20 protein-coding genes are annotated in these 16,431 nt (G+C 62.6%); 15 read left to right on the top strand and 5 right to left on the bottom strand.

The genetic code is table 11. The features are described from left to right. The first annotated feature begins 39 nt into the window (after nt 1-39). Nucleotides 40-846 (top strand): TlyA family RNA methyltransferase, encoded by an 807-nt coding sequence (locus DXY02_RS11790; RefSeq protein WP_114989512.1) that lies wholly within the window; start codon nt 40-42, stop codon nt 844-846. Nucleotides 847-903: 57 nt separating this feature from the next. Here the strand turns inward: DXY02_RS11790 and DXY02_RS11785 are convergent, their stop codons facing one another. The 4 genes from DXY02_RS11785 to DXY02_RS11770 form a co-directional block, all read right to left on the bottom strand. Continuing rightward, nucleotides 904-1,104, bottom strand: a complete 201-nt coding sequence (locus DXY02_RS11785) for a phycobilisome linker polypeptide (RefSeq protein ID WP_006851140.1) — start codon at nt 1,102-1,104, stop codon at nt 904-906. Nucleotides 1,105-1,109: 5 nt separating this feature from the next. After that, nucleotides 1,110-1,598: an allophycocyanin subunit beta gene (gene apcB / locus DXY02_RS11780; RefSeq protein WP_114989511.1), complete on the bottom strand. Its 489-nt coding sequence runs from the start codon at nt 1,596-1,598 to the stop codon at nt 1,110-1,112. A 39-nt stretch (nt 1,599-1,637) separates the two neighbouring features. Next, complete coding sequence (locus tag DXY02_RS11775) at nt 1,638-2,123, bottom strand: allophycocyanin (protein WP_114989510.1); 486 nt, start codon at nt 2,121-2,123, stop codon at nt 1,638-1,640. A gap of 406 nt (nt 2,124-2,529) precedes the next feature. Further along, complete coding sequence (locus DXY02_RS11770; RefSeq protein ID WP_114989509.1) at nt 2,530-5,481, bottom strand: phycobilisome rod-core linker polypeptide; 2,952 nt, start codon at nt 5,479-5,481, stop codon at nt 2,530-2,532. Between the two features lie 146 nt (nt 5,482-5,627). Here DXY02_RS11770 and DXY02_RS11765 point away from each other — a divergent pair, with 146 nt between their 5' ends. The 14 genes from DXY02_RS11765 to DXY02_RS11700 all read left to right on the top strand — a co-directional run bounded on the left by DXY02_RS11765 (nt 5,628) and on the right by DXY02_RS11700 (nt 15,292). Next, nucleotides 5,628-6,797, top strand: coding sequence for a class I SAM-dependent methyltransferase (locus DXY02_RS11765; RefSeq protein WP_114989571.1), 1,170 nt, complete (start codon nt 5,628-5,630; stop codon nt 6,795-6,797). 45 nt (nt 6,798-6,842) lie between these two features. After that, nucleotides 6,843-7,181, top strand: a complete 339-nt coding sequence (locus DXY02_RS11760; protein WP_114989508.1) for a hypothetical protein — start codon at nt 6,843-6,845, stop codon at nt 7,179-7,181. 24 nt (nt 7,182-7,205) lie between these two features. Then, entirely contained in the window at nt 7,206-7,931 is a 726-nt protein-coding gene (gene atpB, locus DXY02_RS11755) for a F0F1 ATP synthase subunit A (protein ID WP_006852023.1), read from the top strand. 170 nt (nt 7,932-8,101) lie between these two features. After that, entirely contained in the window at nt 8,102-8,350 is a 249-nt protein-coding gene (gene atpE, locus DXY02_RS11750; RefSeq protein WP_006851467.1) for an ATP synthase F0 subunit C, read from the top strand. 69 nt (nt 8,351-8,419) lie between these two features. Further along, complete coding sequence (locus DXY02_RS11745) at nt 8,420-8,884, top strand: F0F1 ATP synthase subunit B' (RefSeq protein ID WP_114989507.1); 465 nt, start codon at nt 8,420-8,422, stop codon at nt 8,882-8,884. After that, nucleotides 8,884-9,366: a F0F1 ATP synthase subunit B gene (locus DXY02_RS11740; RefSeq protein ID WP_114989506.1), complete on the top strand. Its 483-nt coding sequence runs from the start codon at nt 8,884-8,886 to the stop codon at nt 9,364-9,366. The genes DXY02_RS11745 and DXY02_RS11740 overlap by 1 nt, the downstream gene beginning before the upstream one ends. Next, nucleotides 9,366-9,914: an ATP synthase F1 subunit delta gene (atpH, locus tag DXY02_RS11735; RefSeq protein WP_114989505.1), complete on the top strand. Its 549-nt coding sequence runs from the start codon at nt 9,366-9,368 to the stop codon at nt 9,912-9,914. Before DXY02_RS11740 ends, atpH begins: the two co-directional genes overlap by 1 nt. A gap of 58 nt (nt 9,915-9,972) precedes the next feature. Next, entirely contained in the window at nt 9,973-11,493 is a 1,521-nt protein-coding gene (gene atpA, locus DXY02_RS11730; RefSeq protein WP_114989504.1) for a F0F1 ATP synthase subunit alpha, read from the top strand. A gap of 13 nt (nt 11,494-11,506) precedes the next feature. Further along, nucleotides 11,507-12,457, top strand: a complete 951-nt coding sequence (locus DXY02_RS11725; RefSeq protein ID WP_114989503.1) for a F0F1 ATP synthase subunit gamma — start codon at nt 11,507-11,509, stop codon at nt 12,455-12,457. A 103-nt stretch (nt 12,458-12,560) separates the two neighbouring features. Next, complete coding sequence (locus tag DXY02_RS11720; RefSeq protein WP_114989570.1) at nt 12,561-13,271, top strand: putative 2OG-Fe(II) oxygenase; 711 nt, start codon at nt 12,561-12,563, stop codon at nt 13,269-13,271. A gap of 32 nt (nt 13,272-13,303) precedes the next feature. Then, the gene (locus DXY02_RS11715; protein WP_114989502.1) at nt 13,304-13,633 is read left to right on the top strand and encodes a 2Fe-2S iron-sulfur cluster-binding protein; all 330 of its coding nucleotides are present in this window, start codon (nt 13,304-13,306) and stop codon (nt 13,631-13,633) included. Between the two features lie 41 nt (nt 13,634-13,674). Continuing rightward, nucleotides 13,675-13,815, top strand: a complete 141-nt coding sequence (locus DXY02_RS11710; protein WP_244275848.1) for a hypothetical protein — start codon at nt 13,675-13,677, stop codon at nt 13,813-13,815. After that, entirely contained in the window at nt 13,812-14,864 is a 1,053-nt protein-coding gene (locus DXY02_RS11705) for a DUF3326 domain-containing protein (RefSeq protein ID WP_170951579.1), read from the top strand. Before DXY02_RS11710 ends, DXY02_RS11705 begins: the two co-directional genes overlap by 4 nt. Further along, nucleotides 14,864-15,292, top strand: a complete 429-nt coding sequence (locus tag DXY02_RS11700) for a YchJ family protein (RefSeq protein WP_114989500.1) — start codon at nt 14,864-14,866, stop codon at nt 15,290-15,292. The genes DXY02_RS11705 and DXY02_RS11700 overlap by 1 nt, the downstream gene beginning before the upstream one ends. Here the strand turns inward: DXY02_RS11700 and ald are convergent. Beyond that, nucleotides 15,289-16,428: an alanine dehydrogenase gene (gene ald / locus DXY02_RS11695; protein WP_114989499.1), complete on the bottom strand. Its 1,140-nt coding sequence runs from the start codon at nt 16,426-16,428 to the stop codon at nt 15,289-15,291. The two genes, DXY02_RS11700 and ald, sit on opposite strands and share 4 nt — an antisense overlap. Nucleotides 16,429-16,431 lie beyond the last annotated feature (3 nt).

The raw sequence follows: 16,431 nt of genomic DNA, 5'->3' as shown, positions 1-16,431 counted from the left end.
CGCCGGTTTTCTTCGGGATCGGTCTGCTTTTATGTCGCAATGGCGTCCAAACAGCGTCTTGATCTGGAACTCCTGACCCGTGGATTGGTCAGTTCACGCCAACAGGCGCAGCAATTGATTCGTGCTGGAAAGGTGCGGGATGGCGCCGGCACCCTGTTGGACAAGCCCGGAACGGAGGTGACGCCGGAGCGAGAACTGCGGGTGGAGCAGCCCCCCCGCTTCGTCTCTCGAGGGGGTGAAAAACTGTTGGCGGGCTTGAAGGCTTTCCCTGTAGTGGTGGAGGGGCGCGTCTGCCTGGATGGCGGCATCTCCACCGGCGGCTTCACCGATTGCCTGCTGCAGCATGGCGCCACCCGTGTTTATGGCGTTGATGTGGGCTATGGCCAAACGGCTTGGAGCCTGCGAACCGACGAACGGGTTGTGCTGCGGGAACGCACCAACCTGCGCCATCTCCAGCCCGACGATCTCTATGGGGCCGACGACCCCTGGCCCAGTTTGGCGGTCACCGATGTGTCGTTCATTTCCCTGCGGCTGATTCTTCCGGCGTTGCGCCGGTTGTTGCGGGGTCCCGACACCGATGCTCTGGTGCTGGTGAAGCCGCAGTTTGAGGTGGGCAAGAGCCGCGTCGGCAAGGGGGGCGTGGTGCGTGACCCCGTGGCCCACCGGGATGCCATTGAATCCGTGATTGCAGCGGCAGCAGAATCGGGTTGGCAGCCCCAGGGCTTGGTGGCTTCGCCGATCACTGGGCCTGCCGGCAACCACGAGTATGTGCTCTGGTTGGGGGAGGGAGATGCCGCTGTTCTTCAGGATCTCGATGCCTTGGTGGCGCAGACCCTCCAGAGTTGATGGCCAATAAAAAAGCCCGGTGTTGAACCGGGCTCGGAGTTCGCTTTGGAGCGGAATTCAGTTGCCGACGTTGACCTGCTGACCCCCGGTGCAGAGCTCCACCTTGATGATGCGGCCACCCTGCTTTTGAATGCGCTGCTGTTCAGCGAACCAGCTGTCATAGGGCACCCACTTGGTGAAGAAGGTGTTCTGCAATTCGCGCTGCGTCCGAACCTTTTCAGGGCTGGGAATGCAGGCGGTGACTTTGAACAACCGCATGTGGCTCAGTTGCCGAGGCCGGAGCAGATGTAGTCGAAGTAGACACCCATTTCCTTGCCAGCATCAGGGCCGACCAGTCCTGCGGTGACTTCCTTCATGGCCTGGATGGCCTGAACGGTGGCGCCGATGGGCACACCCAGGGAGTTGTAGGTCTCCTTGAGGCCGTTCAGAACACGCTCGTCGAGGATCGAGGTGTCGCCAGCCAGCATGGCGTAGGTGGAATAACGCAGGTAGTAATCCAGGTCGCGGATACAGGCTGCGTAGCGGCGGGTGGTGTACATGTTGCCGCCGGGACGGGTGATGTCCGAGTACAGCAGGGCCTTGGCCACGGCATCGCGGATGATGGCCGAAGCATTAGCACTGATGGTGGCGGCAGCGCGCACGCGCAGTTCACCACTGGCGAAATACGACTCGAGGCTGCTCATCGAAGCCGTGTCCAGGTAGAGGCCCTGGACGTCCGACTTGTTGATGACGTTGGTGATGGCGTCTTGCATGGATCCGTGAGGAGACGAGAGGGAAATTCAGCGAGCGGTTCAGGCGAGAGCGCCAACCACGTAATCGAAGTAGGTGCCGGCTTCCTCTGCGTCGGCTCCGGTGAGAAGGCCCATGGCGACGATCTTCATCTCGCGCACGGCTTCTGCCATGGCTTCCAGGGGAGTGCCCAAGGAGCGGTAGAGCTCTTTCGCGCCGATCACACCGATCTCTTCGATCGGAGTGACGTCACCAGCGACGATGCCGTAGGTAACGAGGCGGAGGTAGTAGTCCATGTCACGCAGACATGTGGCGGTCATCTCTTCGCCGTAGGCGTTGCCGCCGGGGGAGATGACGTCGGGACGCTTCTGGAACAGCTGACCACCAGCCTGCTTGACGATGCGCTCGCGGCTCTCGCACAGGACCTGGGCCACGCGCAGACGGCGTTGACCGCCGGTGACGAAGGCTTTGATCTGGTCGAGTTCGCCAGGGCTGAGGTAGCGGGCTTCGGCGTCCGCGTTGATGATCGAGTTGGAGACGATGCTCATGCAGTTCTGCCTCGAAACAAGCGGCCGCCCGTAGGAGACCGGTATCCGGTGAATAAGGGGTGATCCCGAGGGATCGCGTCTCAGACTAAAGGCTGAGACAGGGGGTCGAAGCGTCGGGAGTGAGACTTGTTCACAACGGTCAACACTGATCGTTGTGGCCCCGCTCCGTTGGGATCGGCTGAGGCATTCTGCGCTGGCGACGGCCTGGGATTTTTGCCCGGGTAACAGTTCTTCACGGCATCGACCGTGGCTCGAAAGCCGTTGCCATGACTGCGATTTGCGTCACGGTTCGAGAGGCTCCCAAGACGCACAAAATGATCCCGATGAAGCGGCACTTCACCGGGATCCAATGAGAACAACCGCTGGCAATTGGGGCGGTTGTTTGTCAGGAAAATCGCCGTTTGGCTCAGATCGCGTCGCCCGTGGGGGGATTCAGGCCGGCATTGCCGCGGTAGAGCGAAGCCGTGCGCTGGATGGTGGCCTGGCTGACCCCTGAGGCCGTGGACATGCCGTCGATGCGGGGCACCGTTGTGCTGATACGTTCCGCCAACAGTTCGGTGACAGCTGCACCCTGACCTGCTTGAGCGCGGGTGATCAAGAAGCGACTGGTCTCTGCTGGGGTGGTGGCCCGTCCCAGCAGCGCCAGGCCTGCAGCGGAGGCGGCCCGAAGCGGGGCCATTGAGGCGATGCGGTTCTGGAACGCTTCGCTCATGGCCACTTCAGCGATGAAATCAGGCAGGTCGATGTCCTGATTGCGCAGTCGGGACTCGGCGGAGACCAGGCGCTCGCTTTCCGTTGGGACACGGTTCAGCAGCTGCCGATACGTCGCATCGAGCACCGTGCGAAGTTCAGACTCGCTGCAGGGCTGTTTCAGCTCCACCATCGCCGGGAGCCCTGCCCGCAGCTGGAATCCAGAGGCATCGGCGTTGGCCAGTGCCTGCCCCATGGTCGAGAGGGCCTGGGTCTTGCCGGTCGCCACGGAGCGGCTCTTGACCGTCCATGAGGGGCCATCAAGCTTGCTGGGCTCGGATCCGCTGGCCCGACGCATCGGGAAGCCGGTTTGTTTCGAGGCCAGGCTTTGCTGGCGCACCACAGAAAGCCAACGGGAGTCGGCACCGCTGGCTCCACTGGTGGGCGTCCAGGTTGCTTGGGACGCCGACTTGGTATCGACCAGGTTCCTCGGTGTGATCGTGCCACTGCTGCGGAAGCCTTCCGATGTCCGCGCTTCCGGGCGGCTGCTTTGGGTGAGATCAGCCACGGCAGCGAGGTTGAGCGGGCGGGCCCAGCCGGGCGCACGACGAGCGTTCACATCGCCTGGGGTGATGAATCGCTCGAAGGGGACCGTGTCGGATCCAAAAGCTTCGCTGTATTCACGGCTGTCGATCAGGGCGTCCACCACCCCGTAGAAGCCGTGGCGGGCAGCGGTGTCAAACAGGGCATCAATTTCCCAGCGGCCGAAGGTGGGACGTCCCAACAGACGGCGGTGCATCACTTCGATCGCCTTCACGATGTAAAGGCCACTCCAGTAGCGGCGACGGAAGGCATCAGAGCGGGCGACTGCGCGCACGAAATCCTTCAGGGAGATGTCACCGTTCTCGAGTCGGGCTTCGGCTGAACCCATGCGCTCTCCTGCATAGCCACCGTTGCCCAGCACCTGTACATACACCGCTTTGATCACGGCTTGGGTGCTGGCTTCAGTGGTACGAACACTGGGGTTTCCGCCGCGACGGGGATTGACGGTTCCCCCGGTTGCGATCTGCTGAAGCCGAACCACCCGTGGTCCCACCTTGCGGGGGCGGCTGCCGCGGAAGCTGGCGCTGTCCAGCTGTCCGGGGCTGTTGAGACCGTTGCTCACCAGCAGGCGGCGGCTGTCGTAGCCGTATGGCGCCGGCCGTGTGGCCACCGAAGCGGTTCCGCTGGGGAAGATGGCGCCGTACTGGTTGGCCACCGGATCATTGCCGCCGCCGTAGACGTGCTGATCAGCAAAGGGCTGGCGATAGGAGGCGTAGAGGGTGACGTATTGCGGCGCGCCTTCGAAGGGGGCGCTGAATTTGAACAGCTTGCGATTGGAGCCCCAACCGGCGCTCTCCTGAGCTTCAGTGCCGAGATCCCGCAGGTAGGGAACGGTCTCCTCACCAAAGGCCTGGGCGTATTCCGAGGAATTCACCAGCACATCCACCAGACTGTTGAGGCCCTGGTCGCTGAGAATTGCGAACGACTTGCGGAATTCCTCAAGGGAGCTGATGCCACGGCCGAGGAAGTGGCGGTACGCCAGTTCCACCACGCGGCTGTTGACGAAACCGTCGTGGAACTGCTGGCGATATTCCTTGCTGCGGCCGAGGGCGCGAACGAATTCACGCATTGAGATCTGTCCCTGGGCGACGGCACTGGCTTTGTCCGCACAGGGGGTCTGGGAGTAGCCCTTGGCGATGTCGCGCTCAAACACCTGGCGGTAGGCGGCGCGGATGATTTCAGCTTTCTCGGCTCCGGACAGACCGGGACGCATTTCAAACAGCTGGCGTCCCTCTGAGGCCAGGGCATAGATCGCCGGCAGCTGCAGGCCCTGCTGCACTGCACTCCCCTGGCGCTGCTTCGTGCTGGGGGTGGGGATGGCCAGCTCCTGCAACAGCACGTTGAAGCAGTCGATGGTCATCTGACGGGCTTCAGGACGATCCCGCAGCAGTTCCGCTGAAGCAGCCCGCATCTCCTGAAGAGCCACGTTGGTGGCCGCCAGAGAGCAGTTCTCCAGAAGGATGTCCCGCAGGCCGCGGGTGTTCACCGCCAGGATGCTGGGGTCACCTGCCACCAGGGCATAGCCCACATAGCGCAGGAACCAACCCATGTCGCGCACCGACTTGCGCATGAAGGCCGGGCCGTACTTGGCCACGCTGATGGCGTTGAAACCGGTGGGGAGCACAACCCGCACGTCGGCATCGCCACCGGCTCCTTCCAGCAGGCGGGTGAGGAAGTTGCCCCGCTTGGTGCTGTTGCTGTCGCCGGTGAAGGTGCGCACCGACTGCTCAAACGCGGCTTGGTCGGCAGCCAGCGGAGTGCCTTCCTGACCTGTTGAACGTGCGGTTTCGCCCGTTGTTAGAGGCGCTTCAAGGAAGGAGAGGGGCGTTCCTCCCACAAAAATTCTGTTGGCGGCGCGTGCCACGATGGCCTCGGCGTTGGCCGCAATGATCCGGGACGCTTCGATCCGGTCCTGACCGGTTCGGAAGAAGGTCACAAGACTGTCTAGTTCCCCGTTGTCAGGGAATCGATCCTGCTGCTCTGCCTGACGGACGCTGGAGAGCGGCAGCGTGTCGAACAGTTGGGGAGACACGCGCGGGCTGCCGCTGCTGGCGGTCACTGTCATCGACGAAAGCAAGCCGGATCGCGCCACGTTACGGCTGCTGGGATGGCCCTCCGTGGCCCCATGAACAAATGTTTGCAGGCCTTGCGGTGCTGCAGGGGATTCACGGGCCTGACGTGAAAAGCTCGCAGGCGCGAAATCAGCGCTGCATGACCCACCCCAAGCCCAGTGATGCTGCGACTCCCGTGGTGAGTGCGTTTTATGACCGCTTCCCCTTCCCGGGGGATCCACTGCAGGACGGCCCGCCACCTGGATACAACTGGCGTTGGTGTCATCGCAGCGTTCTGGCCGCTGTGCACGGCTCGATCCCTGCAGGGATGGAGGCGCCGCGGATCCTCGATGCCGGTTGCGGAACCGGGGTGAGCACCGATTACCTCTGCCATCTCAATCCGGGTGCTGACGTGCTCGGGGTGGACATCAGTGATGGGGCTCTGGCGGTGGCGCGGGAACGCTGCCAGCGCTCCGGGGCGCCTGAGCAAGTGACCTCCCTGCGTCAGGAGCAGCGCAGTCTTCTTGATCTGGCCGACGAAGGGTCGTTTGACTACATCAACTCGGTGGGGGTGTTGCATCACCTGGATCAGCCGGAAGCGGGGCTGCGCTCCCTGGCGGATCGCCTGGCTCCGTCGGGTCTGCTGCATCTCTTTCTTTATGCCGATGCCGGTCGCTGGGAGATCCACCGCACCCAGAAAGCGCTGAGTCTTCTGAATGCCGGCACAGGCTCGGAGGGCCTGCATCTGGGGCGGGAGCTGTTCGAGACCCTGCCTGAGGGCAACCGCCTTGCCCGTCATCACCGGGAACGCTGGGCCGTGGATTGCGCACCTGACGCAAATTTCGCGGACATGTACCTGCACCCGCAGGAAACCAGTTACAACCTCGAGCGTCTTTTCGCGTTCATCGAAACGGCGGGTCTGCATTTCGCCGGCTTCTCCAATCCGGAGGTTTGGGATCCATCCCGCCTTCTGCAGGGAGAACTGCTGGAGCGAGCCCAGGCCTTGCCACCGCGTCAGCAGTGGGAGCTTGTGGAGCAGCTGGATCCCGACATAAGCCACTTCGAGTTCTTTCTCTCTGCGGCACCAGTGGAGCGAGCCCGCTGGAGTGATGAGGCCCTCGGCCTGGCCAGGGGTTTGGTTCAGCCCTGCCTCTGGGGAGAACCCGATCCGATTCTTGGTCGCAACATGGAGCCCATTCAGCTCACGGATGCCGATCGCTCCCTGCTGCGGACTGTCGCTGAGCAGCCGCAACAGAGGCTGGGGGCCCTTGCGTCTCCGGATCAGATCCGCGATCTTGTGGATCGCCAGCTGCTTCTGTTGCAGGAATAACAGCAGCGAACGCGTGATAGATTCCGCGCGCCATTCAGGCAGCGCTTGGAAGATTTTTACCGTCTTCAACGTCGCCTGCTGTTGGCCACCGTTCTGGTGTCACTCGTCACGGTTCCGATCGTGGCTCTCACCATGAATCTTTCGGTGGCTGGCAGTGTTCTTGTGGGCTCCTGCGCCGGACTTCTGTACGTGCGCTTGTTGGCTCGCAGTGTGGCCCGGCTCAGTGACCAGTCCCGTGGACTGGGGCGTTTTCAGCTCATCGTTCCAACACTGCTTGTGGTTGGTTCGGCCAAGCTGCCTCAGCTCGATCTGCTGCCGGCCTTCCTGGGATTCCTTCTCTACAAGCCCGCCCTGATTCTTCAGCACGTCTTCGACGACCGCTGAGTCTGAGCACTTTCCTCTGCACCCATGGCTTTGTTGCCCTTACCACTCCCGTTCGCTGAACTGGAAGTGGGTCACCACCTGTACTGGCAGATCGGCGATCTGTATCTGCACGGTCAGGTGTTCCTGAGCTCCTGGATCCTGATCGGCATCCTCCTGGCTGTGGTGCTTGTCGGCACCCGCGGGATGAAGCGTGATCCGATCGGTCTGCAGAACCTGCTCGAATTCCTCTGGAATTTCATTCGCGACATCGCCCGCGACAACATCGGCGAGAAGTACTACCGCGACTGGCTGCCGTTCATCGGCACCCTGTTCCTGTTCATCTTCGTGAGCAACTGGGGCGGAGCCCTGATCCCCTGGAAGATCTTCGAACTCCCTGAGGGTGAGCTCGGCGCTCCCACCGCAGACATCAACACCACCGTGGCGATGGCTCTGCTGGTGTCACTGGCGTACTTCTATGCCGGCCTGAGCCGTAAAGGTCTGCGCTTCTTCGAGCTGTACGTGGAGCCGACCCCGATCATGCTCCCGTTCAAGATCATCGAGGAATTCACCAAGCCTCTTTCCCTCTCCTTCCGTCTGTTCGGAAACATCCTTGCCGACGAATTGGCTGTGGGCGTGCTGGTGTACCTGGTTCCGCTGATCGTGCCCCTGCCTGTGATGCTTCTAGGTCTTTTCACCAGTGCCATTCAGGCTCTCATCTTCGCGACCCTGGCGTCCTTCTACATCGGTGAAGGCCTCCACGAGGCCCACTAAAAGCCGAACTCCTCTATCGCCTGAGAACGGCGATCTGCTAAACACATCCGCGCGCAGGTCCGGCATTGCACCCGGGCCCGTTCCTTCGGGAATGTCCCTGCGCGGGGGGAACCGATCCCCAAGTCCATTCCGTACAGCGCTTCCCAGCGCTTCCCCTTACACCACCCAACATGGATTCCATCACCTCCGCCGCTTCCGTTGTGGCTGCTGGCCTGGCAGTCGGCCTCGCCGCCATCGGCCCTGGTATCGGTCAGGGCACCGCGTCCGGCGGCGCTGTTGAGGGCATCGCCCGTCAGCCCGAAGCCGAAGGCAAGATCCGCGGCACCCTGCTGCTGTCCCTGGCATTCATGGAATCGCTGACCATCTACGGCCTGGTGGTGGCTCTGGTGCTTCTGTTCGCCAACCCCTTCGCCGGCTGATCAGTGCAGGGGGATCGCAGATCCCCCTCCTGAGCTTCTTGTTTCGATTCCTTCCCAGCGCACCTTTCCATGACCTGGCTTCTGCTCGCTGAAGCAGGTGTTCCGGAGGGAGGTCTTTTTGACCTCGATGCCACCCTTCCGCTGATGGCGGTTCAGGTGGTTCTCCTCACCTTCCTGCTCAATGTCCTCTTCTTCCGTCCGGTCGGCAAGGTCGTGGAAGATCGCGAGGGCTACATCTCCACCAGTCGTGCTGATGCCAAGCAGAAGCTCGCCCAGGTTGAACGCCTGGAGGCTGATCTGGCTGAACAGCTGAAAGGTGCCCGCCAGGCCGCTCAGGCCGTGATCATCGAGGCGGAACAAGAAGTTGACCGGCTTTACCGCGAAGCACTGGCCCAGGCGGAAGCTGAAGCCAACCGCACCAAAGAGGAAAGCCGTCGTGCCATCGAGGCCGAGCGTGAGTCCGCCCGAACCCAACTCAAGGGCCAGGTGGATCAGCTGAGCACCACGATCATCAACCGTTTGCTGGCCGCGTGATGTCTCTCAATTTCAATCCGCTCGAAACCAATCTGGTCAACCTGGTCATTGTGATCAGTCTCCTGGTTTGGTTCCTGCGTGGTTTCCTGGGAGGAATCCTGGAACGCCGCCGCGCCGCCATCCTTCAGGACCTGCAGGACGCAGAGTCCCGCCTGAAGACCGCCACCGAAAACCTGAGCCAGGCTCAGTCCGAGTTGGCTGCTGCCCAGCAGAAAGCCGAGAAGATTCGTGCTGATGGTCAGGCCCGAGCCGCAGGCATTCGTGCCGAAGGCGAGAAGCGCACCATCTCTGCGATGGCTGCCGTCAAGGCCGGTGCCGATGCTGATGCAGAGGCCGATGCTGCCCGGATCAAGGACAGTCTCCGTCGTGAAGCTGCTCTGGCGGCAATCGACAATGTTCTTGCCCAGCTTCCGGGTCGTCTCGACGCCAGTGCTCAGGCCAAGTTGATCGATTCCACCATCAAAAATCTGGAGAACGCCTGATGCCTCTCCTCAACTCTCTGGCCACCCCCTACGCCGAAGCATTGCTTCAGGTCACCGAAGCCCGAGGTGAGTCTGAAATCGTTGCCGATCAATGCAAGCAACTGCTTGCGATCTGGAACGATTCCGAAGACTTCCGCGACGCCATGGTGTCTCCGGTTCTTGAGCCGGATGCCAAAAAGCAGGCTCTTAAGGCCATCGTGGGTGATCAGGTCACGCCGTCCGTTCTCAACCTTCTCAAGGTCTTGGCGGATCGGCAGCGACTCCTTGCCTTTGATGCGGTGATGCTTCGCTACCTCGAGCTTTATCGCGAGCAGCAGGGCATCACCCTGGCTCAGGTCCGCTCAGCCCAGGCTCTCAGCGAAGAGCAGCAAGCGGCCCTCTCCAAGAAGGTGCAGGCCATGGCCGGCACCAACAAGGTCGACATCGACCTCAGTGTGGATCCGTCCCTAATCGGCGGTTTCGTCGTGAGTCTCGGATCTCAGGTGATCGACGCCAGCCTGTCTGGCCAGGTTCGTCGCCTCGGTCTGGCACTCGCCAAGGCGAGCTGACCTCACTTCTTCCTCCACCGCTTCTTCCCCCCCCCACTCCCAGCTGGGATCACACGCCATGGTTTCCATCCGTCCCGACGAGATCAGCGCCATCCTCAAGCAGCAAATTGAGGACTACGACAAGTCGGTTTCCGTCAGCAATGTCGGCACCGTTCTCACCGTGGGCGACGGCATCGCCCGCGTTTACGGCCTGCAGCAAGCCATGGCCGGTGAGCTCCTCGAATTCGAGGACGGCACCGAAGGCATCGCCCTGAACCTCGAAGACGACAACGTCGGCGCGGTGCTCATGGGTGAGGGATACGGCATCCAGGAAGGCAGCACGGTGAAGGCCACCGGCAAGATCGCCGCTGTGCCCGTGGGTGAAGCCATGCTGGGCCGGGTGGTGAACTCCCTGGGCCGTGCCATCGACGGTAAGGGTGAAATCGCCACCAGCGAGACGCGCCTGATCGAATCCATGGCGCCCGGCATCATTCAGCGCAAGTCGGTGCATGAGCCGATGCAGACCGGCATCACCGCCATCGACGCGATGATCCCCGTCGGCCGTGGCCAGCGCGAGCTGATCATTGGTGACCGCCAGACCGGCAAGACCGCCATCGCGATCGACACAATCCTGAACCAGGCAGATCAGGACATGATCTGCGTCTACGTCGCCGTGGGTCAGAAGGCTGCTTCCGTGGCCAACGTCGTTGAAGTGCTGCGTGAGCGTGGCGCCCTCGACTACACCGTGATCGTGGCGGCCAACGCGTCCGAGCCCGCTGCGCTGCAGTACCTGGCTCCTTACACCGGCGCCTCCATTGCCGAGTACTTCATGTACAAGGGCAAGGCCACCCTGGTGATCTACGACGATCTCTCGAAGCAGGCTGCTGCCTACCGCCAGATGTCGCTCCTGCTGCGTCGTCCGCCCGGTCGTGAGGCCTACCCCGGCGATGTCTTCTACTGCCACAGCCGTCTGCTCGAGCGTGCAGCCAAGTTGTCTGACGCCATGGGCAAGGGTTCCATGACCGCCCTGCCGATCATTGAGACCCAGGCCGGTGACGTTTCGGCCTACATCCCCACCAACGTGATTTCGATCACGGATGGTCAGATCTTCCTCAGCTCTGACCTGTTCAACTCCGGTCTGCGTCCTGCGATCAACGTGGGTATCTCCGTGAGCCGGGTGGGCGGTGCTGCCCAGACCAAGGCCATCAAGAAGATTGCCGGCACCCTCAAGCTGGAGCTGGCCCAGTTCGACGAGCTGGCTGCCTTCTCCCAGTTCGCTTCTGACCTGGATGCTTCCACCCAGCAGCAGCTGGAGCGCGGCAAGCGTCTGCGGGAACTGCTCAAGCAGCCTCAGTTCAGCCCCCTGATCCTGGCTGAGCAGGTCGCCATCGTTTACGCCGGTGTGAAGGGCCTGATCGACGACGTCCCCGTCGACAAGGTTGTTGATTTCTCCCGCGAACTGCGTGAGTACCTCAAGTCCAACAAGGCTGAGTTCATCACCGAAATCCAGGAGAAGAAAGTGATGAGCCCTGAGGCTGAGGCGATCCTCAAGGACGCCATCACCGAAGTCGTGTCCACCATGGTCGCCTCCGCGGCCTGAAGGAGCTGCCGACATGGCGAATCTCAAGGAAATCCGAGACCGAATTAAGTCGGTCAAAAACACCCGCAAGATCACCGAGGCCATGCGCCTGGTTGCTGCGGCCAAGGTGCGCCGCGCCCAGGAGCAAGTGCTCCGCAGCCGTCCCTTCGCGGATCGGCTGGCCCGGATCCTGGAAAACCTCCAGTCCCGCATGGGTTTCGAAGATGCGGCATCTCCCCTGATGCAGCAGCGCAATGTGGAGACCATCACCCTGGTGGCGGTCACCGGCGATCGCGGCCTGTGTGGGGGCTATAACGCCAACATCATCAAGCGCACGGAACAGCGTTTTGCTGAGCTGAAGGGAAAGGGTTTCGACGTGAAGTTGCTGCTGATCGGCACCAAAGCCATCGGCTACTTCACCCGTCGGGACTACCCGATCCAGGCCACCTTCTCCGGTCTGGAACAGGTGCCCACCGCCGATGAGGCCAACACGATCTCCACGGATCTGCTGGCTGAGTTCCTGGCTGAAAGCACCGATCGCGTCGAGCTGATCTTCACCAAGTTCATCAACCTGGTGAGTTGCAAGCCCGTGGTTCAGACACTTCTGCCCTTGGATCCTCAGGACATCGCTGATCCCGAGGATGAGATCTTCCGTCTCACCACCAAGGACGGCCTTCTGACCGTGGAGCCTGGTGCAGGTCCTGCCAACACCGAGCCGAAGATTCCTTCCGACATCGTGTTTGAGCAGACCCCTGAACAGTTGCTGAATGCACTGCTTCCGCTGTATCTGCAGAACCAGATGCTGCGTTCCCTGCAGGAATCGGCAGCCTCCGAGCTGGCCAGCCGGATGACGGCCATGAACAACGCCAGCGACAACGCCAAGGAATTGGCCAAGAGCCTCACCCTTGACTACAACAAGGCCCGTCAGGCTGCGATTACCCAGGAGATCCTGGAAGTTGCAGGCGGTGCGGCCGCTGTTGGCTAACCATTTCGGCTGGTCTTTTCGGTCGATCGATCATTCGAATGCCGGTCCTTCGGGGCCGGTTTTTTTGTGCCGTGTTAACGGTGAATCGGAGCGGTTTGAGGGTGTGGGCGTGCTTCAGCTTCATCAGCTCTTCCCCACCGTCGTGGCAACGACGCAATTTCCTCTCGACCCTCTGCAGCAGGCGTCCTGCATGCAGGCTCTGCTGGAGCTTCGCGGCGCGGCCGAGGGCAACCCCAATGAAGGCTGCGCCTGGACGGGGGACCTGCATGGGGTGTGGCAGCTGCATCAACAGCAGCCCTTTCAGGCCTTGGCTCAGTTGGTGGTTGAGCAGGCCTGGAGTTATCTCGATTCGCTTGGGTTTGCGCGAAGCCAAGTGGCCCTGCATCTGCAGCGTTGCTGGCCGGTGATCAGCGATTGGGATCAAGCGGTTGGCCGCCACCATCACCCCAATGCCCATCTCAGTGCTGTTCTGTACCTCACGGGTAACGGCTCGGGAGAAGAAGGCATGTTGCGGCTGCATGCGTCCCATCAACCCAATGAGTTGGTGGCGGGCTTGGCGGTGGGTTACGGCGGCCCGATTGCTGAAGGCCACCCGTTCAATCAGGCCCACTGGGATCTGGCCCCACGCCCCGGTTTACTTGTGCTGTTTCCGTCGAGCCTGCACCACAGCGTTCTGCCCAACGACGCCCCAGACGAGCTGCGCTGTTCCATCAGTTTTGATTTCGCGCTGACAGCACCCGTGCAGGGTGGTTTGCCGGAATATCTGGCGCCCCACCCCCGCCATTGGGACTCGCTGGACGAGCCCATTGCCTGAGAGAATGCGGCGTCTTCCTTGTTGAGCCCGGCATGTCCGACGTGGCCACCTACACCGTCCGCGCCGAGTTCGAAGGCGAAACCCACAGCTTCCCCTGCCGCGCTGACCAGACGGTGCTGAATGCTGCTGAGGCCGCTGGCATCACCCTCCCCAGCTCCTGCTGCTCCGGGGTATGCACCACTTGTGCTGCGGTGATCAGCGAGGGCAGTGTTGAGCAGCCCGATGCCATGGGCGTGAAGGGTGAGCTTCAGCAGCAGGGCTACAGCCTGCTCTGTGTTGCTTTCCCGCGGGCTGATCTCACCCTCAAGGCGGGGCAAGAGGATGCGCTCTACGAAGCCCAGTTCGGTCAATACCAGAAGTGAGGCTCATCAGCCTGCAACGGCAGTTTCCTTGGCCTGCTGATGTGCCATTGGTTGAGCTGCGCAGCTGGATCCGTCAGCAGTTGGCTCAGGATGGTGATCTGCTGCGTTGGGCTCTTACCGCAGTGCACTCCAGTGCCGATGGTGGCCGAATGATCCAGGTGGAGGCAGTGATCAGCGCGTGAGCTCGGCACCGATGCCAACGCTGATGCTGGTGCCCACGGGCATCGGTTGTGACATCGGTGGCTACGCCGGTGACGCCCTGCCGTCAGCCCGCTTGCTTGCTGCAGCGAGCGGCTGCCTGATCACCCATCCCAATGTGATGAACGGGGCTTCGCTGTATTGGAGCGACTCCCGCGTGCTCTATGTAGAGGGTTATGGCCTCGATCGGTTTGCCGTGGGTGACTGGGCCCTGCGGCCGGTGCGAAGGCAACGGATCGGCTTGCTGCTGGATGCCGGCATCGAGCCCGAGCTGGCCCAGCGCCAGATTCAGGTGGCTGAGGGCTGCCGAGCCAGCCTGGGTTTGGAGATCGGCCCGGTGGTTTCAACGGATGCGCCGCTTGAGGTGACACTTGAGTGTGGTGCCAGTGGCGCCAGCTGGGGGCGATTGGGGCGTCCTGATGCCTTGTTGCGAGCCGGTGAACGCTTGAAGCAGGCCGGGGCGACGGCGATTGCGGTGGTGGCCCGCTTCCCGGAGGATCCGGAGAGTGACGCGTTGGCGGCGTATCGCCAGGGCAGTGGCGTGGATGCTCTGGCCGGAGCTGAAGCGGTGATCAGCCACCTGCTGGTCCAGCACCTGCAGATCCCCTGTGCCCACGCTCCGGCCTTGGACCCCTTGCCCCTGGATTCGCAGCTGGATCCAAGGGCGGCGGGTGAGGAGCTCGGCTACACCTTCCTGGCCTGCGTGCTGGTGGGGCTGAGCCGGGCACCGGATCTGGTGAGCGCCCCCCGGCAGCCTGGCGATCTTGATGCGACGCAATTGGGGGCGGTTGTGGTGCCCGCAGGCGCCCTGGGGGGTGAAGCGGTGCTGGCTTGTCTGGAACGGAATGTTCCGCTGATCACAGTGGAGAACCCTGCGGTGTTGTCGGTCACGGCCGATGCCCTTGGCTTGAGCCAGGGCGTTCTTCAGGCCAGTAGTTACAGCGAGGCAGCAGGGTTGGTGCTGGCGCTGCGGGAGGGATTGAGTCCGGCGTCCCTGGGCCGGCCACTACCAGCGCTGCAACGGTTGGATTGATGCCTGGCGGTTTTGGTGGAGCCTTCGATCAGAGCCCTTGCCCCTGTGGGGGTGCTGTTTATCGCAGCTGCTGCGGGCCCCTGCATCGCGGCGATCGGCGTGCCGAAACGGCTGAACAGCTGATGCGCTCAAGATATTCAGCTTTTGCGCGTGGCGAGATCGACTATCTGTTGGCCACCCATCCCGAGCCGAATGTTCCAGCACAGCAGCGGCGTCGTTCCCTGGAGCGGAGTTGCCGGCAGACCCGTTGGCTCGGCTTGACGGTGCTGGCTGTCAGCGCCGGCGGCCTGCGGGATCTGGAGGGAACGGTGCATTTTGAAGCCCGTTACCGCGGTGGGGTGCTGAAGGAAACCTCCCTGTTTCAGCGGCGCGACGGCGCGGAGGATGGTCCTTGGCTCTATGTGGGTGCACTCCACTTGGAGGGCTAACGCAGGCAGGCCATCGGATGCCGCGGCGGCACCCCAAGTGCTTTGGCCACGCCGGGGTGGCAGACCGATCCCTGCACCGTGTTCAGGCCGGAGATGAGTTCCGGTCGTTCCGTCACCGCTTCCTCCAGGCCCCGCCCGGCGATGCCCAGGATGTACGGGAGGGTCACGCTCACCAGGGCTTCGGTGGAGGTGAACGGCACCGCACCAGGCATGTTGCCCACGGCGTAGTGCTGCACGCCGTGGATGGTCACGGTGGGATCGCGGTGGGTTGTCTCCTGGCTGGTGGCGATGCAGCCGCCTTGGTCGATGGCCACATCCACGATCACCGAACCGGGCCGCATCTGCTTCACCATCTGCTCGTCCACCAGGGTGGGGGCGCGCCCACCGGGGGTAAGCACGGCTCCGATCACCAGATCCGCCGTTGGCACCAACCGTTCCAGAAGCCCGCGGCTGCTCACCACACTCATCAAGCGACCGCGCCGGTCGGCCTCCAGGCTGCGCAACCGCTGGGGTGAGCGGTCGAGCAGCAACACCTCGGCATCCATGGCGGCGGCCGTTCGTGCGGCATTCCATCCCACGGTGCCGGCGCCAAGCACCACCACCCGGGCCGGTTGCACGCCGGTGCAGCCCCCCATCAGCACGCCGCGGCCGCCGTGGGGTTTCTCCAGCAGGTGAGCTCCAACCTGGGCTGCCAAGCGCCCCGCGATTTCGCTCATCGGTGCCAGCAACGGCAGGCTGCCGTTCTCCAGCTGCACGGTTTCGTAGGCGATGGCAGCGGTGCCTGCCTCCAGCAGAGCCTCGCCAACGCTGGGATAGGCGGCCAGGTGCAGGTAGGTGAACAGCACCATGTCCTTCCGCAGATAGACAAATTCCTCCGCCTGCGGTTCCTTCACCTTCACCACCAAATGGGCGCCCCAGGCCTCGTCGCGGCTCACCATTTGGGCACCGGCGGCGGCGAAGGCGTCGTCACCGATTCCCGCTCCAGCCCCGGCTCCGGTTTCGATGCGCACCTCCAAGCCTTGGCTCACCAGTTCCCGCACCGCATCGGGAGTCAGCGCCACGCGCTGCTCATCGAGCTTGATCTCCTTCGGCACACCGATGCTGGCCATCGGGGCCGAGAGAACGGATGCTGCCATGGC

It is taken from the genome of Synechococcus sp. N19 (assembly GCF_900474045.1).
Classification (GTDB): Bacteria; Cyanobacteriota; Cyanobacteriia; order PCC-6307; family Cyanobiaceae; genus Parasynechococcus.
This window is presented reverse-complemented; position numbering and strand designations above follow the sequence as displayed.